At 61.9% G+C, this 19,759-nt stretch carries 15 protein-coding genes; 2 read left to right on the forward strand and 13 right to left on the reverse strand.

Going from position 1 to position 19,759, the window contains the following annotated elements:
• Positions 1-52: 52 nt before the first annotated feature.
• From xylB to uvrB, 13 genes are all read right to left on the reverse strand, one after another.
• Positions 53-1,537 (reverse strand): xylulokinase, encoded by a 1,485-nt coding sequence (gene xylB / locus EC915_RS10455; protein ID WP_133750448.1) that lies wholly within the window; start codon positions 1,535-1,537, stop codon positions 53-55.
• A 29-nt stretch (positions 1,538-1,566) separates the two neighbouring features.
• Positions 1,567-2,565 carry a LacI family DNA-binding transcriptional regulator gene (locus tag EC915_RS10460; RefSeq protein WP_133750449.1) on the reverse strand — a complete coding sequence of 333 codons (999 nt, stop codon included), beginning with the start codon at positions 2,563-2,565 and terminating at the stop codon, positions 1,567-1,569.
• Positions 2,566-2,603: 38 nt separating this feature from the next.
• Entirely contained in the window at positions 2,604-3,545 is a 942-nt protein-coding gene (locus EC915_RS10465) for an ABC transporter substrate-binding protein (RefSeq protein WP_133750450.1), read from the reverse strand.
• 64 nt (positions 3,546-3,609) lie between these two features.
• On the reverse strand, positions 3,610-4,602 hold the full coding sequence (locus EC915_RS10470) for a ribose ABC transporter permease (protein WP_133750451.1): 993 nt from the start codon (positions 4,600-4,602) through the stop codon (positions 3,610-3,612).
• A gap of 139 nt (positions 4,603-4,741) precedes the next feature.
• Positions 4,742-6,274 carry a sugar ABC transporter ATP-binding protein gene (locus EC915_RS10475; protein ID WP_218568080.1) on the reverse strand — a complete coding sequence of 511 codons (1,533 nt, stop codon included), beginning with the start codon at positions 6,272-6,274 and terminating at the stop codon, positions 4,742-4,744.
• 234 nt (positions 6,275-6,508) lie between these two features.
• Positions 6,509-7,198, reverse strand: a complete 690-nt coding sequence (locus tag EC915_RS10480) for a response regulator (RefSeq protein ID WP_133750452.1) — start codon at positions 7,196-7,198, stop codon at positions 6,509-6,511.
• 64 nt (positions 7,199-7,262) lie between these two features.
• Positions 7,263-9,920, reverse strand: a complete 2,658-nt coding sequence (locus tag EC915_RS10485) for a sensor histidine kinase KdpD (RefSeq protein WP_133750453.1) — start codon at positions 9,918-9,920, stop codon at positions 7,263-7,265.
• Positions 9,921-10,250: 330 nt separating this feature from the next.
• Entirely contained in the window at positions 10,251-10,817 is a 567-nt protein-coding gene (gene kdpC / locus EC915_RS10490; protein ID WP_133750699.1) for a potassium-transporting ATPase subunit KdpC, read from the reverse strand.
• 65 nt (positions 10,818-10,882) lie between these two features.
• The gene (gene kdpB, locus EC915_RS10495; protein ID WP_133750454.1) at positions 10,883-12,958 is read right to left on the reverse strand and encodes a potassium-transporting ATPase subunit KdpB; all 2,076 of its coding nucleotides are present in this window, start codon (positions 12,956-12,958) and stop codon (positions 10,883-10,885) included.
• A gap of 10 nt (positions 12,959-12,968) precedes the next feature.
• Positions 12,969-14,663 (reverse strand): potassium-transporting ATPase subunit KdpA, encoded by a 1,695-nt coding sequence (gene kdpA / locus EC915_RS10500; RefSeq protein WP_133750455.1) that lies wholly within the window; start codon positions 14,661-14,663, stop codon positions 12,969-12,971.
• Positions 14,664-14,668: 5 nt separating this feature from the next.
• Positions 14,669-14,764: a K(+)-transporting ATPase subunit F gene (gene kdpF, locus EC915_RS10505; protein WP_133750456.1), complete on the reverse strand. Its 96-nt coding sequence runs from the start codon at positions 14,762-14,764 to the stop codon at positions 14,669-14,671.
• 167 nt (positions 14,765-14,931) lie between these two features.
• Positions 14,932-15,468: a GNAT family N-acetyltransferase gene (locus EC915_RS10510; protein WP_133750457.1), complete on the reverse strand. Its 537-nt coding sequence runs from the start codon at positions 15,466-15,468 to the stop codon at positions 14,932-14,934.
• 21 nt (positions 15,469-15,489) lie between these two features.
• Positions 15,490-17,505 (reverse strand): excinuclease ABC subunit UvrB, encoded by a 2,016-nt coding sequence (uvrB, locus tag EC915_RS10515; RefSeq protein ID WP_133750458.1) that lies wholly within the window; start codon positions 17,503-17,505, stop codon positions 15,490-15,492.
• Between the two features lie 336 nt (positions 17,506-17,841).
• On the opposite strand from uvrB, the gene EC915_RS10520 reads away from it, so the two are divergent.
• Together EC915_RS10520 and EC915_RS10525 are read left to right on the forward strand one after the other, a co-directional pair.
• Positions 17,842-19,038: an amino acid aminotransferase gene (locus EC915_RS10520; protein ID WP_133750459.1), complete on the forward strand. Its 1,197-nt coding sequence runs from the start codon at positions 17,842-17,844 to the stop codon at positions 19,036-19,038.
• 301 nt (positions 19,039-19,339) lie between these two features.
• Positions 19,340-19,612: a hypothetical protein gene (locus EC915_RS10525; RefSeq protein WP_133750460.1), complete on the forward strand. Its 273-nt coding sequence runs from the start codon at positions 19,340-19,342 to the stop codon at positions 19,610-19,612.
• Positions 19,613-19,759 lie beyond the last annotated feature (147 nt).

The raw sequence follows: 19,759 nt of genomic DNA on the forward strand, positions 1-19,759 counted from the left end.
GCCTGTTCAGCACACTGTTCAGGTACGAGATGGGCGCCTTATCGTTCCTCTTTTAGCGATGCAACCCCTGCGCTGCCGGCAGTAATCCGCGGAACTTTGCATAGCGCGCTTGCAGCGAGTGCTGTACGGCGGCCATCGGCTGATAGCGCGCCTTGATCGGCATTCCGTGATGCAGCAGGTCCGCGCCCTGCCCGATCGCCAGCAGCCCCAATTTCGCGGCCCCGATGCAGGCGCTCAATTCACTACCCTGCAATGTGTAGACTTCGCGATCCAGAATATTGGCCAGCAACTGCGCCCAGTATTCACTACGTGCCCCGCCACCCACCAGAGCGCAGGCATTGACGCTCGCCCCGGCCGATAGCGCGGCGTTCATCGCGTCCAGAAGACCAAAACCCACGCCTTCGAGTACTGCGTAACCGAGCATCGCGGGGGTGCTGTCATGACCAAGATTCATGAAACCGCCGCGCAGCAGCGGGTCGTTATGCGGGGTTCTTTCCCCTGCCAGATACGGAAGAAACAGGGGGTGGGTCTTGGCCACGGGCCGATCGACGGGCAACGCCGTACCTATCAAGTCCAGCAGCGTCTGCTCATCCGGCTGTCCCAACAGGCGCGTCACCCAGCGCAGGCAACTGGCGCCTGCGAGCATCGCGCCCATGGTGTACCAGCGATCGGGCAGTGCATGACAAAAACTGTGGACCGCACTGAGCGGATTCCCCGCCGGGTGATCGGTGATGACAACGATGGCCGCGCTGGTGCCGAGCGTGACGAACGCATCTCCGGCATTGATCGCACCGATGCCCACCGCTGACACCGGGTTGTCACCACCGCCCGTAGCGACCGGCAGCCCCTCGGGTAACACGAGCCACTGCGCCGCCTTTGCATTCAAGGTGCCTGAAAGCTGATTGGCTTCCAGCAGTCTCGGCATTTGCGCCAGGCTCAAGCCCGTGGCGCACAGCATCGGCCCGTACCATTGGCGTCTTGCCACATCCAGCCACAGCGTGCCGGCCGCATCGGACAGGTCGCTGACCCGTTCACCGGTCAGCAAAAAACGCAGGTAGTCCTTGGGCGACAGCACGCAGTCGATTCTGCCGAACACCTCCGGTTGATTTTGCTGGAGCCATAGCAGCTTCGGCGCCGTCAGCCCGGCCATCGCCAGACTGCCGGTGACCGCCGGGTAATCAGGGAACTCTCGATTCAACTGCCCGGCCTGGGCGACGGCGCGGGAATCGTCCCAGAGCATCGCCGGATACAGGACTTTCCCCGCATCATCCAGCAGCACCGCGCCGTGCATCTGCCCGGATAACCCGACGCACGCGATTCGCTGCCAGGCCGCTGCCTGCTCGCTGCGCAACTGCTCCAGGGCGGATAGACAGGCCTGCCACCAGTCCGTAGGGTTCTGCTCCGACCAGCCGGAGTGCCTGCGCGTAACAGTCACGCGTGCAGCAGCCTGCCCCAGCACCCTGCCCTGCATATCCAGCAGGATGGCCTTGAGTTCGGAGGTGCCCAGGTCGATGCCCAGAGAGACAGCTTGGCTCATGTATGTTCAGTTCCTGTCAGCGGCAGCGCTCAAAGGCACCCGCATGAATTTCGTATGCGCAAGGTGGCAGGCAGTCGTTCGGATTGTCGTACGCCGTCTGGATTGCCGATGCGTTGCAACAGTAACTGCACGGCACGCGCCCCCAAGGCATGCACCGGTTGGGCGATCACGCTCAGACGTGGCAGGAAGAAATCCGCCCAGTCGAAGTCGTCGAAACCCACCAGCGCCATCTGCCCGGGTACTGCAATGTTTGCATCGCGCAGTGCGTGCATGGCGCCGATGGTCATCAGATTGTTGGCGGCCATAAGCGCGCTGGGTGGACTCGGTAACGCCAACAGGGCCAGAGCGGCCAGCCGCGCCGATTCGCTGTTGGATTCACCATTGACCAGCAGCACCTCATCGAATGCCAGACCCGCCGCGGACAACGCCTGCCGATAACCGTCGATGCGCTCCTCGGTGGTACTCAAACCACGACGACCGGCGATCATGCCGATGCGCTGATGACCATGGTCGATGAGATGGGCAATCAGCGCTCGCGTGGACTCGCGATTCTCCACCCCCACCTGATCAAACCCTCGCGCCGCCAGACGATCCACCAGCACGGCAGGAATCGCGCTGCTCTGCAAATAGGCCAGCGCTGCCTGCCCGGAATCGCTGGAGGGCGCCAGGAGAATGCCATCCACGCGCCGATGATGCAGCGCCCTGACCACACGCAGTTCCTGTTCAGGATCATCGTGGGTATCGACGAACAGCATCATGATGCCGTGATGCGCGCACTCGGTTTCAATGGCGTGGACGGTCTCGCTGAAGTAGTGGTTGGACAGCGCCGAAATCGCCACGCCGATGGTATTGGTTCGCGAACGGGCCAGCGAGCGCGCCAGGGTGTTGGGCACATAGCCCAGTTCCCTGACCGCTTGCTGCACCGCTTCGAGGGTTTGCGGGCTGACCTTGCGCGTGCCGTTGAGCACGTGGGACACCGTTGACGTCGAGACCCGCGCGCGCAGCGCCACATCCTCCATTTTGACCACTGCGTTCCCTCTCCCCGTTCAAGGCCGGCTTCAACCCGTCAGTGTTTGCTCGACCAGCCAGTGTAGGAACCGATGTTGTCGCGGGTGATCAGCTTGGGCGTGAGTTGAGTCACCGCTTCGGCCGGCTTTTTGTCGTTGAGCAGGTCGTTGCCGATAACGACTGCTTGCTGCGCCATGGCCCACGGATCCTGGCTGGCTGATGCCTGAATCGACGACTCGGACTTCAACGCATGTTCGATGTCCGGGGCACCGTCCACCGAAGTAATCACGATGCCGCTGCGCTTGAGCTGCCGGGCTGCCAGGTCGCTGCCGATGGCCTGGGGATCATTGATAGCGAACAGTCCGTCTATTTTCGGGAAGCGCGTGAGGTAGCCCTGCATCGCATTCAGACCACCGTCGCGCGAGCCCTTGGCGTCCTGATCGTCGGACAGGACCTTGATGTCCGGCGCAGCGGCAAGCGAAGACTTGCACCCGGTGACCCGATCGGTGACGGCGGTGACTTGCGGGCCGTTTTCGATGATCACGTTGCCCTTGCCGGAGAGCTTGTCGACGATGAACTGACAGGCCAGTTTGCCGGCTTCGACGTTGTCGGTCTGCACGGTTGCATCTACGCCAGCGGCGCTGACATCCACCGCAACCACCTTGATGCCTGCGGCCTGGGCTTTCTTGATCGCCGACGCGATGGCTTTGGGGTCCACGGCGTTGATCAGGATCAGGTCCACGCCCGCCGCGATGAAGTTGTCGATCTGCGAGAACTGCTTGCTCAGGTCGTAATCGGCGGACACCGAGGTGACTTTGGCATTGGGATTGATTTCCAGCGCCTTGGCCTTGGCACCGTCGGCCAGGGTCACAAAATACGGGTTGCCAAGCGAGCCCAGGCTGATACCGACCGATTTCAGTTCACGAGCCTCGACGCCCTGAGACACCAGCGCCGCCAGGCACAGAGATACAACAGCAGGAAAGGTGCGTTTGAAGTTCATGATTTCTCTCTTGTGATTATTGTCAGAGCCATTGTTTACAACGCGTTGCGGGACAAGCTGATACTCACGTGCGCGCACCGGACTGGCGATAGCGATCCAGTGCCACGGCACCGATGATCACGATGCCTTTGATGATGTACTGCCAGATGTCCGAGACACCGAGCAGCACCAGGCCGTTGGTCAACACGGCAATGATCAGGGCACCGATCAGAGTGCCGCCGATGGTCCCGACGCCACCGGTGAAACTGGTGCCGCCCAGGATCACCGCAGCAATGGCATCCAGTTCATAGGACTGCCCCAGTTGCAGGCCGTTGGCTGCAAACAGCCGTGAAGCACTCATCACCGCACCCAGCCCTGCCAGCGCACCGGAGACGGCGTAGACGAACAGCAGCACTTTCCACACCTTGATCCCGGACAGGCGTGCGGCTTCCGGGTTGCCACCCACCGAGTAGATCTGCACGCCCATGACCGTGCGGCGCAGGATGAACCAGGAAATGGCGATGACAGCCACTGCGATGATCACCAGCCACGGAACACCCAGCACCGAATCGTTGCCGATAAAGGCAAACGGCAAGTCCGGGTTGAACACGGTTTTATCGTCCGCCAGCAGCCTGGCCAACCCGCGCATGGCGGTGAGCGCACCAAGGGTGACGATAAAGGGCGGCAGGCGCATGAAGGCGATCAGCCCACCGTTGACCAGCCCCAACAGCAAACCGAAACCGACCCCGGCGAAGATCCCGAGCATGCCGTATTGCGGCGACATCGAGGCCTGCAAGGCGACCACGGCGGAGGCGGCGAGAATCGCCCCTACCGACAGGTCGATGCCTGCGGTCAGAATGACGAAGGTCATGCCCGCAGCCAGCACCACGTTGACCGATGCCTGCTGGGTGATGATCGACAGGTTCTGCCAGCTCATGAAACTGTCGGTCATCAGCGCAAAGCCGATCAGCAACAGAATCAGCACGGGCAGCATGCCGACGGTGCGCATCAACTCACCTAAACGCTCGCGCTTGCTGATGGCGGCCACGCTTGGCGAGTTTTCCAGGGTCAGACTCATGGCCTGGTTTCCTTTTTATTGTTGTAGAAAATGTATGAAGCACTCTCAGTGCCGCTGGGGCAGTGCACGCCCTCATCCCCACGCACATCCTCTGTGGGAATGGGCTTGCTTGCGGAGGCTGGAAACCCAGGCGCTTCGTTCAGCCACCGCCAGTCGCCAGATCAATGATCCGCTCCTGTGAAATGGCCTGCCCCGACGCTCCGCCGACCTCTGCCACCAACTGACCTTCGCGCATGATCAGCACGCGGTCGCAGGTGCCGATGATTTCCGGAAGCTCACTGGAAATCACCACGATGCCGACCCCAGCCTGGGCCAGTTCGTTGATGATGCGATAGATCTCCGATTTGGAACCGATGTCCACACCGCGGGTGGGTTCATCGAGGATCAGCACGTGGGGTTTGACCTCCAGCAGCCGCGCCAGCAAAACCTTCTGCTGATTGCCGCCGGACAGCGCGCCGACGTTGACCTTGCCCGACGCCACGCGGATCGACAGCGAACGAATCGCCTGCAGCGCCCGCTGCGCGCCACGACCGCGATCCAGCACACCACCGGCATGGGCATCAGGCACACAGGCACAAACGTTGATGTTGTCGCGCACACTCATGTCCAGAAACAGGCCCTGGGCCTTGCGATCTTCAGTGAGGTAGACCACACCCGCACCAATCGCATCGGCGGGATTGCGCAGCTCGGTGAGCAGCGTGCCTGCGACCTCAAGCGTGCCCGAGGTGCGTGGGTCGGCGGCGAAAATCAGCCGTGCCAATTCCGTGCGCCCTGCTCCGACCAGCCCGGCAATGCCCAGCACCTCACCCGCGTGCAGGTCGAAACTGCAGGGTTTGACGCGCTTGCCATCGGCCATGTCGCGCACCCGCATAATCACCGCGCCGGGGTCGTACGGGGCGTGTTCCTTTTTGTAAAAGCCGGACAGGTCGCGCCCTACCATCATCTTCACCAAGGCATCCGCTGACAGCTCATCACGCTGCAGCATGCCGACGTATTCGCCGTCGCGCAGTACCGATACCCGGTCGGACAATTCGTAGATTTCTGCCATGCGGTGACTGATGTAGATGATCGCCAAGCCCTGATCGCGCAGTTGTTTGATCAGGGCGAATAGCCGGTCGGTCTCTCTTGAGGACAGTGGCGTGGTGGGCTCATCCATCACCAGAATTTTCGCCCTGGCATGCAGCGCGCGGGCAATCTCCACCAGTTGGCGCTCGGCAATCGACAGCACGCTGACCTGGGTCGATGCTTTGAAATCGGCGCCCAGACGGGCGAGCACTTCGACGCAACCGGCCTGCATCGCCTTGCGGTCGATGCTCCAGCCGCGCCGCAACTCGCGGCCCAGATAGATGTTTTCGGCGACGCTGAGGTTCGGGCACAGGCTCAGCTCCTGATAAATTACCGCGATGCCCTGGGCCTTGGCGGTCAATGGATCGAACGCGGCCAGCGTCTGACCGCCGATACGAATCTGGCCACCGGCATCGGCCTGATAGGCGCCTGAGAGAATTTTCATCAGGGTGGACTTGCCCGCGCCGTTCTCGCCCATCAGCGCATGGACCTCCCCGGCGTAGACTTTCAGGGCGACATTTTTCAGCACGCGCACGCCATTGAAGGTCTTGGAAATGGCGTGCATTTCCAGCACGGGCGCGGGGTGTTCAGCGAGGACGGCGCTCATGACCGAGCGTCCTGAAACGAACAAGACGGTGCGGCGGGCGCATGGAAAAGGCGTGGCACTACAGCGGGCAAGCTGTTCATGGGGATCTCCGGGCTTTCTTGTTCTTATGCCTGGGCCGCCTCGATACGGGCGACGCTCGGTATTACGTTGCAACACTCTAGAACAGCTGAATCGATTCACGCAAGCGCTTGCTTTTCAGCACGAAAAAAAACCGACTCACCCCGGATGTCGCCGTCAGGTCGCCAGCAGTCGGTAGCCCACTCCCGCCTCGGTGACAATGAACCGGGGTGCGGTCGGATCGTCGGCGAGTTTGTGCCGCAGATGGCCAACCACGATGCGCAAATAATGGGTGTTTTCCACGTGGGTCGGGCCCCAGATGTCCTTGAGCAGTTGCTGTTGGGTGATGACCCGCCCCGGATGTCGTGCCAGTTGCGCCAGCACTGCGTACTCCTTGCGAGTCAGGGCCACTTCCACATCGTCCAGCAGCACTCGCCGGAACGCCAGATCCACGGTCAGCGGCCCAATCACCAATGCTGCCTCGCGCTGCCCGCTGTCCGGGACCTGGCGCAACAACGCGCGGACCCGAGCCAGAAACTCCTGAATGCCGAACGGCTTGGTCACGTAGTCATTGGCCCCGGAGTCCAGCGCGCGTACTTTCTCGCCTTCGCTGGCGCGCACCGACAACACCAGCACCGGCACCGCCGACCAGTCGCGGAGCTGCCTCAGCACCTCTTGCCCGTCCATGTCCGGCAGGCCCAGATCAAGCACCAGCAGGTCAGGCTTGTTCAGCGCTGCCTGGGTCAGACCTTCGCTGCCGGTGCCGGCTTCCAGCACTTTGTAGCCTTGTGACGCGAGGCTGATACGCAGAAACTTGCGGATCTGCGGCTCGTCATCGATCACCAGAATGGTTGCCGTCTGGCTCATGGAAATGCCTTGCTGCCGAAGAATGGCCGGTGGCCGCAAACCGCCAGCCTAACGCAAAGCCGCCTCACAACGCCTGCTCCATTTCAGTCTGCGGCTGGGCCTGCAAAGGCAGGTGCAGGCTGATGCAGGTGCCGCGCCCTTCGATGCCGTCCGCCACGCTGATCCGGCCGCCATGGGCGCCGATCATGCCCTGACAGATCGCCAGCCCCAGGCCGGTGCCCTGCCCGCCCCGATCACCGCGAGCGGCGGTATAGAACATGTCGAAGATCTTCTCCCGTTCGGCCTGGGGGATGCCCGGCCCCTCGTCGCTCACGGCGAACAGCAGTTCATCGGCACAGGCTTGCACCTGAATCTGCAACCGCCCGTGCACCGGCGAGAATCGCGCGGCATTCTCGACCACGTTGATCAGCGCCTGCTCGATCAAGGCGGCGTGTACGTACAGCAATGGCAGATCCGCAGGCAGCTGGGTGCTGACCTGCAGTGGCGTCAGCACCGCACGCAAGCGGTTGAGCGTACTGCCGACGATGTCCCCCGGCGAGACCCAGTCCCGCGCCAGCTTGAGCGCGCCATGGCCCAGACGCGTCATGTCCAGCAGGTTCTGAATGTAGCGATCCAGACGCTCGGCTTCATCGCGCGTGCCTTCCAGCAGCTCGCGGCGGTCGTCCAGCGGTATCGCTTCGCCCAGCGCCAGCAAGCTGTCGATGCTGCCGCGCATGGCCGTCAGCGGAGTGCGCAAATCGTGGGACACCGAGGCCAGCAACGCGCTGCGCAATTGCTCGGTCTCGCCATGCAGGCGCGCCGCTTCCAGATCCTCAGCCAGTCGCGCCCGCGCCAGTGCCTGGGCCAGGGGCTGACTGAGCGCCGTCAGCAAGCGCCTGCGCTGGGCACTGAAATGCTGACCCTGTCGCGGCCTGACGCCGAGCATCGCCAACGGCGCGTCATCAACCCACAGCGGCAACCACCACCAACTGCCCGACGGCAGCGTGCCAGTGCCTTTGCCAGCCGGCTGCGCGTGTTGCCAGGCCCAATCGGCGGCGGCTCGCTCGTACTCGGTAAATGCCTGCGCCGCGCCGACTTCCACCTTCCAGCCTTGTTGCGGGTCGTTGTCGAGGATGCAGATCTGCAACTCGCTCCAGCCCGCCAGGTGATGATCGGCTGCGCTGAGAACAGCCTGGCGGTCGGTAGCTGCGGTAAGACGTTTCGACAGTTCGAGCAGTTCGCTGGTTTCCTGCTGGGTGTCACGCAACGCCTGCATCTGGCGACGCTGGCGTGCAGCGAGATTGCCGGTCAGTGCGGCCATCATCAGGAAGAACAGCAGGGTCAGCACGTCTTCTTCGCGCTGAATGCTTAAGGAGAAATTCGGCGGAATGAACAGAAAGTCATAGGCCAGAAACGACAGCACCGAGCAGACCATCGCCGGGCCCACACTGCTGCGTACGGCCACCAGCAACACCGCCGCCAGAAACACCAGCGAAATGTTGGGCAACGCCAGTACGCTGGAGACCGCCCAGGCCAGTGCACTGGCACCTGTTGTCGCCACCACCGCCAGCAGGTAATCGAACCATCGCCACGTGCGCGGGGTGGTCGAGCGCGGCTGAGCGGGATGCGCCTCGCTGTCGAGAACGTTGATCTCAAGCCCATGGACGTTGCGCAACAGCCGCGACGCCAGACCGCCGCCGAACCTCCGGCGCCACAGCGACGGCCTCGACTGGCCCACCAGCACCAGACTGGCACGCCGCTCGGCAGCATGTTGAATCAGGGTTTTAGCCACTTCAGGCGCCCGCAGCAGCACCACTTCGCCGCCCAGGCGTTCGGCCAGTTGCTGGGCGGTTTGCAGTCGGCCACGCGTGCGCTCGTCGACGAAGCGGCCAGTATCGATGTGCACCAGACTCCACGGCAGGTGTCTGCGCTGTGCAACCCGACTGGCGTGCCGCACCAGACGCTCGGCCTGGGCATCGCCATCGATGCCCACCAGCAATCGCCCGCGCACCGCAGGCGCGGCTTGACCCAGTTGCCTGTAGCCCAGCGCCAGATCGTTATCCACCTGTGCGGCGGCGGTCTGCATCGCCAGTTCGCGCAATGCGGTCAGGTTGGTCTGAGTGAAGAAAGCATCAATGGCCGCCCTTGCCTGCTCGGGCACATACACCTTGCCGTCGCGCAGACGCTCCAACAGCTCGCGAGGCGGCAGGTCGATCAGCACCAGTTCGTAGGCCTCCTGCAATACCCAGTCGGGCAGGGTTTCGCGCACCTGCACGCCGGTGATGCCGCGCACCTGATCGTTGAGACTTTCCAGATGCTGGACGTTGACCGTGGTGTAGACGTCAATCCCCGCTGACAGCAGTTCCTGAATATCCTGCCAGCGCTTGGCGTGACGACTGCCCGGGGCGTTGCTGTGGGCCAGTTCGTCGACCAGCACCAGTTTCGGTCGGGCGCCGAGCAGGCCGTCGAGGTCCATTTCCTCGAGCATGACGCCGCGGTATTCGGAACGCAGCATGGGTTGCTGCGCCAACCCGCCGAGCAGCGCTTCGGTCTCGGCGCGGCCGTGGGTCTCGACCACACCGACCCGTAATGCAACGCCCTGACGCATCTGGGCATGAGCGGCCTGCAACATGGCGAAGGTCTTGCCCACGCCCGGTGCAGCGCCAAGGAAGACCTTCAACCGACCGCGATCGTCGCGAGGGAGATTGGCCAGCAACGCGTCGGCACGGCTGTCTGAATTCACGATGGTTGTCCTGACTGATTGCTCACTTTTTTCCTGACTTGACTCATAACGACCTGATAGGGCGATCTGCATGGGCCTGACCTAACGCGCGCCTGAGCAAACCGGCTCATAAAAGCTTCGCCGCACACACATCCACACCACTTACACAGTATTCGTTCAACCTTGACGGCTCGGCGCTGTATCAGCGTATTGCCGCGTTATTGCGTAGGAGACGCCCGGAGGTTACGACGGCAGCAAAAGCGGTAGGTCAGGCAAGCATTCATACCTGACCCACCCTCTTTGCGAGCAAGCTTGCTCCCACCGGGTTTATTCATAACGCGGCTTTGCCAGTCAGTTGGCCCGCTTGGTAGCAGGCAACTGGCTCAAGCTCTGGTTCAACGCCAGCACGTTCACCACCGGCGGGCCAATCAGCGGGCTGTAGGTGTTGGCTGCCACCAGCCCTTGGACCGTCTCGCGCGGCAGATGCCGGGCAGTCGCCACCCGCACTACCTGATAATCCGCCGCCGCTGGCGACAGGTGCGGGTCCAGACCGCTGGCTGAGGTGGTCAGCAGATTCAACGGTACCGGTCCTTGGCCTTCAACCTGCTCTTTCGCCGCGTCCTCGCCGACACGCGCTGCCAGCGCCGGGTTGCTGGGCGCCAGATTGCTCGCACCACTGGCCACTGTGGCATACGCCGCAGCCGATGGACGCGAATGAAACCACTGCTCACCGGTGAAACTCTGCGCGATCAGTTCCGAGCCACGGACCTTTTCCTGATCGTCGTACACCAGACTGCCGTTGGCCTGTTCCGGGAACGCCAGCTGGGCGACCCCCGTCACCACCAGCGGATAAGCCACACCGGTGATCAACGTCATCAGAACCAGCAGGCTCACTGCGGGACGCACTATAGTCGACATCATTCAATCCTCAATCCAGTCAGGTGCTGCGGGCGCATGCATGCCGCGCAGCGCAGAGACAACGCTTACACCAGGTGCAACCCGGTCAGCAGCATGTCGATAAGCTTGATCGCCACGAACGGCACGACGATGCCCCCCAGCCCGTAGATCAACAGGTTGCGACGCAGCAGATGCGCCGCGCTTGCCGCCTGCACCCGCACGCCGCGCAGGGCCAGCGGGATCAGCACGACGATGATCAGGGCGTTGAAGACGATGGCCGAGAGGATCGCGCTCTGCGGGCTGGCCAGGTGCATGACGTTGAGCACGCCCAGTTGCGGATAGATGGCCGCGAACAGCGCCGGCAGGATGGCGAAATACTTGGCCACATCGTTGGCAATCGAGAAGGTGGTGAGTGCGCCGCGTGTGACCAGCAATTCCTTGCCGATCTGCACCACGTCCAGCAGCTTGGTCGGATCGCTGTCCAGATCGACCATGTTCGCCGCTTCCCGCGCCGCCTGCGTACCGTCGTTCATCGCCATGCCGACGTCAGCTTGAGCCAGCGCTGGCGCATCATTGGCGCCGTCGCCGCACATCGCCACCAAACGCCCGTCGTTCTGCTCCTGACGAATGCGCTCCAGTTTTTTCTCCGGCGTGGCTTCGGCAAGCACGTCATCAACGCCCGCCTCGGCCGCAATCGCCGCTGCGGTCAGCGGGTTGTCGCCGGTCACCATGACCGTACGGATTCCCAGCTTGCGCAGTTCTTCGAAGCGCTGGCGAATGCCGGGCTTGACCACGTCCTTGAGGTGAATGGCGCCTAGCAGGGTACTGTCGACCGAGACCAGCAAAGGCGTGCCACCGGTCTTGGCAATCTTGTCGATTTCCCGCGCCAGAACGGGCGGCAGATCACTGCGATCACGGCCCAGAAACTTTAACAGCGAATCCACGGCGCCCTTGCGATAAACGTGACCGTTGCAGTCGACGCCGGACAGGCGGGTTTCGGCGCTGAAAGGCACGGCCGTCAGTTGGTCTGGCGCAGCCTCGCTCATGGGATGCAGGGCGCGCAGGTACTCGACGATGGACTTGCCTTCCGCGGTGTCGTCGGCCAGCGAGGCCAGCAGCGTGCCATCGCTCAATTGCTTGCCACTCACCCCTGGCGCGGCATACACCGCCGAGCAGCGTCGATTGCCAAAGGTGATGGTGCCGGTCTTGTCCAGCAGCAACACGTGGACGTCGCCCGCCGCTTCTACCGCACGCCCGGATTTGGCGATGACGTTCAGGCGCACCAGGCGATCCATGCCGGCGATACCGATGGCCGACAGCAGGCCGCCAATGGTGGTGGGGATCAGGGTCACCAGCAGCGCCACCAGAAACACCAGCGGCAGGCTCCCGCCAGCAAAGTGGGCGAATGGCTGCAGGGTCACGACCACCAGCAGAAAGATCAGGGTCAGGCCGATCAGCAGAATATCCAGCGCAACTTCGTTGGGGGTCTTCTGCCGTTTGGCGCCTTCCACCAACGCGATCATACGGTCCAGCGTGGACTCTCCGGGGTTGGCGCTGATGCGTATGCGCAGCCAGTCGGACACCAGCCGTGTGTTGCCGGTCACCGCCGAACGATCACCACCGGACTCACGAATCACCGGCGCAGACTCCCCGGTAATCGCCGCTTCATTGACCGCCGCAATGCCTTCGATAACCTCGCCGTCGCCGGGAATCAGTTCCCCCGCGTCGACCCGCACTACGTCGCCCTTGCGCAAGGTGCTGGCATTGACAGTGGTGAACGCCCCGCCCTCGCCTTGCAAACGGGCCTTTAGGCCTTCGCTGCCAGACTTGAGGCTGTCGGCCCGTGCCCTGCCGCGCCCTTCGGCCAGTGCCTCGGCGAAATTGGCGAACAGCACGGTGAACCACAGCCAGACCGCGATCTGCACCGCGACCAGGGTTGGCACCGCGGGGTCGGGAATCAGGCACAGAACGGTGGTCAGGATCGCGGTCAGTTCGACCACCAGCATCACCGGCGCGCGCTGCAACTGACGCGGGTCGAGCTTGACAAAAGCCTGAATCAGGGCCGGGCGCCACAGCTCGGCAAAACCGGTTTCGGCCGGTGCCGCTGGCTGCGCAGGGGCTTGGGTCACAGGGGGGCTGGACACAGGTGTTTGCATGTTCATCATTCAGTCCTCAGAAGCCCAGGCTCAAGTGTTCGGCAATCGGGCCCAGCGCCAGGGTCGGCAGAAAGGTCAGGCCGCCCACCAGCAAAATGGTCACGGTCAACAGGGTGACGAACAGCGGGCCGTGAGTCGGAAAGCTGTTCAGGCCCAGCGGCGAGGCTTTCTTCGCAGCCAGACTGCCTGCAAGGGCCAGCACCGGCAGGATGTAACCGAAGCGCCCAAGGAACATCGACAGGCTGAGCATCAGGTTGTGGAACAGGGTATTGCCATTGAAACCGCCGAATGCCGAGCCGTTGTTGGCGGTGGCCGAGGTGTAGTTGTAAAGCAACTGGCTGAAGCCATGTGCGCCGGGATTGCTCACCGCGCCGGCCGGGCCTGGCAAGGAGGCTGCCAGCGCGCCCAGCACCAGCACCCCGACCGGCATCACGATCAGCGTCGCCACCAACAGCTTCACCTCGCGAGCCTGCAATTTCTTGCCCAGGTATTCCGGGGTGCGACCGATCATCAGACCCGCCAGGAACACGGCGATCAGCACGTTGAGCAACATGCCGTACAGCCCCGCCCCGACCCCGCCGAAGATCACTTCGCCGACCATCATGTTGGCCATGGCGACCATCCCGGTCAGTGGGTTGAGGCTGTCATGCATGCCGTTGACCGAACCGTTGGACGCGGCAGTGGTAGTGGTCGTCCACAGTACCGTGGCCGTGGTACCGAATCGGGTTTCCTTGCCCTCCATCGGCGCGGTCTGTTCCACCGAGGCAACATTCAGCGTGGGATTGGGCTGATATTCGGACCACAAAGCGGTGGCGCCGCCGACCAGGAACAGCACCAGCATGCAAGCGATGATCGCGCGACTCTGGCGCAGGTCTTTGACGTAGTGGCCAAAGGTGAACACCAGGGCTGCCGGAATCAGGATGATCGCGCTCATCTCCAGCAGATTGCTCCAGGCCGTAGGGTTTTCGAACGGGTGCGCCGAGTTGACGCCGAAGAAGCCGCCACCGTTGGTGCCCAGCTGCTTGATCGCGATCTGACTGGCGGCCGGGCCAAGCGGGATGGTTTGGTCGGTGCCTTGCAGGGTGAGCGCATCGACGTAGTGAGCGAAGGTCTGCGGCACTCCCTGCCAGACCAGAAACAGCGCCAGCATGATGCACAGCGGCAACAGGCCGTAAAGGGTGGCACGCGTCATGTCGGCCCAAAAGTTGCCGATGTGTTGCGCCGAGCGACGACCGATTCCCCGGCAAAACGCGACCAGCACGGCAATGCCGGTGGCGGCGCTGACGAAGTTCTGTACCGTCAGGCCGGCCATCTGGCTTAGATAGCTCAGGGATGATTCGCCGCTGTAGCTTTGCCAGTTGGTGTTGGTGACGAAGCTCATCGTCGTGTTGAACGCCAGTGACCACTCCATGCCCGGCAAGCCTTGCGGGTTGAGCGGCAGCGCGCCCTGGAATAGCAGAATCGCAAACAGCGCGACGAACCCCGCCAGGTTGAATGCCAGCAAGGCCAGTGCGTAGTGCTTCCAGTTTTGCTCGACCTTGGGGTCGATGCCGGACAGGCGATAACAGACGCCCTCGACCGGTCCCATGACCGGCGTCAGAAATGTGCGTTCGCCTTCCATGACCTTGTAATAAAAGCGGCCCAGTAACGGCGCAGGCACCAGCACCAGCGCAAAAAAAGCCAGAATCAGCAGATAGTCGTAGCCGTGCATGGTCGTCACTCCTCGACCCGGCCGGCACGCAACAGCGCCACCAGCAAGTACACGAACAACCCTGCCGCCAACAACAGTGACACCCCATCGAGACCGCTCATGAAAACTCTCCGTCATACGGCGATTGCCGTGTGCAGGAATTGTCTTCATTCAGGGTGTAAAGGAACGAGACCGACTGCAGGCCTACGCCATAAAGAAAGCGTAAAGAATGCCGGTTTCAGGAGGGATCGAGCCGTAAAGAGCGCCTTGATGGCATGCGTCCGCAGGCTTAAGTCACCTTTTGAGTCACCTCATCCGGACGCGAACGAAAGACCAGACTTGGCGCCTGCCCCGGCACGTCGCTGAGGGTGTCGATGCGCTGCATCCCGGATTTCTCCAGCACGCGGATCGAGGCATGGTGCTGGGGCCTGACCACAGCAAAGACTTCCGCGACCTGCAACTCAACGAATGCGAAGTCCAGCGCTGCCCGGCTCAGCTCGGTAGCATAGCCCTGCCCCCAGGCCTGCACGCCGAAGCGGTAGCCCAGATTCAGCCTCAGGACATCCCCATAGCGACGCGCATCAATCCCGCCAAAACCGATGACCTGATCGGGGCGCTCGCGGGTGGCGATGGCCCACTGTCCGTAGCCTGTGCTTTGCCAGTGAGCCAGCCAGCCCTTTAGCACCGACTGCGCCTGTTCGATGCGGGTCAGCGGCCCGGAAGGGTTGAACTGGTTAGTCGCAGGATCGCTGTAGATCGCGAACAAACTGCCAAGGTCGTCCACGGTGGGGGTTCGCAGGATCAGCCGTTCGGTCGTTCGTTGCATCACGCGTCCCCTGTGTTTGCCTCAAACCGCCAGCAACCGCTCACGCAGCTTGGTGATTTCGTCGCGCATCTGGGCGGCCGCTTCGAACTCCAGATCCCGTGCCAGCTGATACATCTTTTCTTCCAGTTGACGAATGCGCTTGGTGATCTCGCTTGGCGAGCGCAGTTCGGCTTCGTACCTGGCGTTCTCCTCGGCAGCCTTGGCCATGCCCTTGCGTTTCTTGCTGCGCGAGCCAGGCACGGTGGCACCTTCCATGATGTCAGTGACGTCCTTGACCACGCCTTTGGGAATGATGCCGTTGGCCAGGTTGAAGGCGATCTGCTTTTCACGCCTGCGATCGGTCTCGCCGATGGCCCGCTCCATGGAGCCGGTGATTCTGTCGGCGTAGAGAATCGCCCGTCCATTGAGGTTGCGCGCCGCCCGACCGATGGTTTGGATCAGCGAGCGCTCGGACCGCAGGAAGCCTTCCTTGTCAGCGTCAAGAATCGCCACCAGCGACACTTCCGGCATGTCCAGTCCCTCGCGCAGCAGGTTGATCCCCACCAGCACGTCGAAGGTGCCCAGGCGCAGGTCGCGAATGATTTCGACCCGCTCCACCGTATCGATGTCAGAGTGCAGGTAGCGCACCCGCACGCCGTGGTCCGCCAGATAATCGGTCAAGTCTTCGGACATGCGTTTGGTCAGGGTCGTGACCAGTACCCGCTCTTCCATGTCCACGCGCTTCTTGATCTCGGACAGCAGGTCGTCGACCTGAGTCAGCGCCGGACGGATCTCGATCTGAGGATCGACCAGGCCGGTGGGCCGCACCACCTGCTCGACCACGCGCCCGGCGTGCTCGCCTTCGTACGTCCCAGGCGTCGCCGAAACGAAGATGGTCTGCGGGCTGATATTTTCCCATTCATCGAAGCGCATGGGCCGGTTGTCCAGTGCCGACGGCAGACGGAAGCCGTACTCGACCAGGGTTTCCTTGCGCGAGCGGTCACCTTTGTACATGGCGCCGACCTGCGGCACGCTGACGTGGGATTCGTCGATCACCAGCAGCGCGTCATCCGGCAGATAGTCATACAGCGTGGGCGGCGGCGCCCCGGACGGACGGCCGGACAGGTAGCGCGAGTAGTTTTCGATACCGTTGCAGTAACCCAGTTCGAGAATCATCTCCAGGTCGAAACGGGTGCGTTGTTCAAGGCGCTGGGCTTCCACCAGTTTGTTGGCGCCACGCAGGTACTCCAGACGCTCCTGCAGCTCGACCTTGATCCCTTCCATGGCGTCCAGCAACGTTTCACGCGGCGTCACATAGTGGCTCTTGGGGTAGAAGGTGAAGCGCGGCAGTTTTCGAATGACTTCGCCGGTCAACGGGTCGAACGCCGACAGGCTCTCGACCTCATCGTCGAACAGCTCGATGCGGATAGCTTCCAGGTCCGATTCGGCCGGGAAGATATCAATCACATCGCCACGCACCCGGAAGGTCGCCCGGGCAAAATCCATGTCATTGCGGGTGTATTGCAGGTCAGCCAGACGACGCAGCAAGGCGCGCTGATCGAGCTTGTCGCCACGGTCGACGTGCAAGACCATGCGCAAATAGGTTTCCGGGCTACCCAGACCGTAGATGCACGACACCGTGGTAACGATGATCGCGTCCTTGCGCTCCAGCAACGCCTTGGTAGCGGAGAGGCGCATCTGTTCGATGTGGTCATTGATCGAGGCGTCCTTCTCGATGAAGGTGTCCGACGACGGCACGTAGGCTTCGGGCTGATAGTAATCGTAGTAAGAAACGAAATACTCGACGGCGTTATTGGGGAAGAACGCCTTGAACTCGCCATACAACTGCGCGGCCAGGGTCTTGTTCGGCGCCAGTACCAGGGTCGGGCGCTGCACCTGCTGGATCACGTTGGCAATACTGAAGGTCTTGCCCGAACCGGTCACACCGAGCAGGGTCTGGTGGGACAGGCCAGCATCGATGCCTTCGACCAGCTGACGAATCGCCTCCGGTTGATCACCGGCCGGCTCAAAACGGGTAACGAGCTGAAACTCGGACATGGCATACCTCTGTGTTCGCCCCGGCCTCGAAAGCTCTCGGGCCTGAGCGTGATGAGCGCGGACGACTGATCTCGCCATGAGAAAAGGCGTACGAAGAAAAGATGATGGGACTACAAATGGAGTCCGCGACGCCAGCTTTCAAGCCATCATCAGGACATTAGTCCCCGGCACATGACTAATGGTCGAAAAAAATCGGAAAAACCCGGAAAAAACCGGCCATGCCCTGTCGCCCCGGTGCGCGATGCTCTCTATACTGACTCCCCGTTTGTGCACCGCTCCAGTGCATTCGGCCGGAGCGATGCGACCTATTCACTCCCATTCAGAGCCGCCGCAAAAATGAGCCTGTTCTCCGCTGTCGAAATGGCACCTCGCGATCCTATCCTGGGCCTCAACGAAGCATTCAACGCCGATACCCGTACCACCAAGGTCAACCTGGGTGTAGGCGTCTACAGCAACGAAGAAGGGAAAATTCCGCTGCTGCGTGCCGTTGCCGAAGCCGAGGAAATTCGCGTCGCTCAGCACGTTCCGCGTGGTTATCTGCCAATCGACGGCATCGCCGCCTACGACAAGGCTGTGCAAACCCTGCTGTTCGGTGCTCAGTCGCCATTACTGGCTTCGGGCCGCGTGATGACCGTGCAGGCAGTCGGCGGTACAGGTGCACTGAAAATCGGTGCTGACTTCCTCAAGCAGCTGTCACCGAATGCCGTGGTAGCGATCAGTGATCCAAGCTGGGAAAACCATCGGGCATTGTTCGAAACCGCAGGCTTTGCGGTGCAGAACTATCGTTATTACGACGCTGCGACCCACGATGTGAACCGCGCGGGCATGCTCGAAGACCTGCAGCACCTGCCCTCCGGTTCAATCGTGGTGCTGCACGCCTGCTGCCACAACCCGACCGGTGTCGATCTGACCCTTGAAGACTGGAAGCAAGTTCTGGAAGTGTTGAAAGCAAAGGGTCATGTGCCGTTCCTCGACATGGCCTATCAGGGCTTTGGCGACGGAATCGATGAAGACGCCGCTGCCGTGCGCCTGTTCGCCGATTCCGGCCTGACCTTTTTCGCGTCCAGTTCGTTTTCCAAGTCGTTTTCGCTGTATGGCGAGCGTGTGGGCGCGCTGTCGATCGTGACCGGTTCGCAGGAAGAGACAGCCCGTGTGCTGTCTCAGGTCAAGCGCGTGATCCGCACCAACTATTCCAACCCGCCGACCCATGGCGCGACCATTGTCGCGGCGGTTTTGAACAATCCAGAGTTGCGTCAGAAGTGGGAAGACGAGTTGGGCGAAATGCGTGTGCGCATTCGTGGGATGCGCGAGGAGATGACTCGGCGTCTGGCGAATAATGCGGCGGGGCAGGATTTCAGTTTTGTCGCTCGTCAGCGTGGGATGTTTTCGTATTCGGGTCTGACCACGCCGCAGGTTCATCGCCTGCGTAGTGAGTTTGGGATTTATGCGCTGGATACGGGGCGGATTTGTGTGGCGGCGTTGAACAAGGGCAATATCGAAGCGGTGACCGGGGCGATTCTGGCGGTCATCTAAAAAGAGCAGCGGCGAGTTAGAAGCTGCAAGCTCAACGAGGGGGGAGCAGATTTTGGTCTGGCTTCCCCTGTTTTGTTTTAGATGGCGCTGGTTCTGGTTGGGTCCGACTTCGTCGGATTGCTTCGCGCAGGCAACGCTCCACGGGCCTGAACCCAAGTCGCGTCTGGCGATGTCTGAGCTAACGCGTAAAAAAGCACATGCAGAACCCGGACAACCGGTTAGCAAATACATCGAACGCCTGCGTCGCTGAGCCCTCGATATGTTCAAGCCCTGTTAAGTCGGGCATTCCGAAGAGGTGCATATGGCTACCCAAGACAATCAGCAGACCACCGACCGCAACGACCCAGCGATTGATCCGGATACCCCGGACAATCACATGGGCCAGGATAAGCCAGCGACTTCAAGACCAGGCGAGCAAAACAGCGCGCAAGGTCAGGAGAACAAAGGCAGTCAATCGGGCGAAAACACCTATACCCCAAATTTCGAGCCTGAGGAGCATGAGTCTCTGGACACCACCGGTGAGGAAAAAGACACCGGCGAGACCGACGCAGATATCGATACCCAAGGGGGTTAAGCTACGCTGCAAACCCACTGTGGAGCGATCCATGCGCGAGACGAACGTGCACCCGGTACCTATCACCCGGATTTGCCGCCGTCTCGCGAATGAATTCGTTCACCCAGGGCTAGTGCTGCGCCCGATGCCTCCAACCTCAACAATTTA

Origin of the sequence: Pseudomonas sp. LP_7_YM (genome assembly GCF_004364435.1) — a bacterium.
In the GTDB taxonomy this organism is placed as follows: domain Bacteria; phylum Pseudomonadota; class Gammaproteobacteria; order Pseudomonadales; family Pseudomonadaceae; genus Aquipseudomonas.

Excerpts from the sequence above, each read along its gene's own strand:
- kdpB (WP_133750454.1), bottom strand. The coding sequence starts at position 12,958 with ATGAACATGCAAACACCTGTGTCCAGCCCCCCTGTGACCCAAGCCCCT.
- kdpA (WP_133750455.1), bottom strand. The coding sequence starts at position 14,663 with ATGCACGGCTACGACTATCTGCTGATTCTGGCTTTTTTTGCGCTGGTG.
- kdpF (WP_133750456.1), bottom strand. The coding sequence starts at position 14,764 with ATGAGCGGTCTCGATGGGGTGTCACTGTTGTTGGCGGCAGGGTTGTTC.
- EC915_RS10475 (WP_218568080.1), bottom strand. The coding sequence starts at position 6,274 with ATGAGCGCCGTCCTCGCTGAACACCCCGCGCCCGTGCTGGAAATGCAC.
- EC915_RS10510 (WP_133750457.1), bottom strand. The coding sequence starts at position 15,468 with ATGCAACGAACGACCGAACGGCTGATCCTGCGAACCCCCACCGTGGAC.
- EC915_RS10520 (WP_133750459.1), top strand. The coding sequence starts at position 17,842 with ATGAGCCTGTTCTCCGCTGTCGAAATGGCACCTCGCGATCCTATCCTG.
- xylB (WP_133750448.1), bottom strand. The coding sequence starts at position 1,537 with ATGAGCCAAGCTGTCTCTCTGGGCATCGACCTGGGCACCTCCGAACTC.
- kdpC (WP_133750699.1), bottom strand. The coding sequence starts at position 10,817 with ATGTCGACTATAGTGCGTCCCGCAGTGAGCCTGCTGGTTCTGATGACG.
- EC915_RS10525 (WP_133750460.1), top strand. The coding sequence starts at position 19,340 with ATGGCTACCCAAGACAATCAGCAGACCACCGACCGCAACGACCCAGCG.
- EC915_RS10465 (WP_133750450.1), bottom strand. The coding sequence starts at position 3,545 with ATGAACTTCAAACGCACCTTTCCTGCTGTTGTATCTCTGTGCCTGGCG.
- EC915_RS10480 (WP_133750452.1), bottom strand. The coding sequence starts at position 7,198 with ATGAGCCAGACGGCAACCATTCTGGTGATCGATGACGAGCCGCAGATC.
- EC915_RS10470 (WP_133750451.1), bottom strand. The coding sequence starts at position 4,602 with ATGAGTCTGACCCTGGAAAACTCGCCAAGCGTGGCCGCCATCAGCAAG.
- uvrB (WP_133750458.1), bottom strand. The coding sequence starts at position 17,505 with ATGTCCGAGTTTCAGCTCGTTACCCGTTTTGAGCCGGCCGGTGATCAA.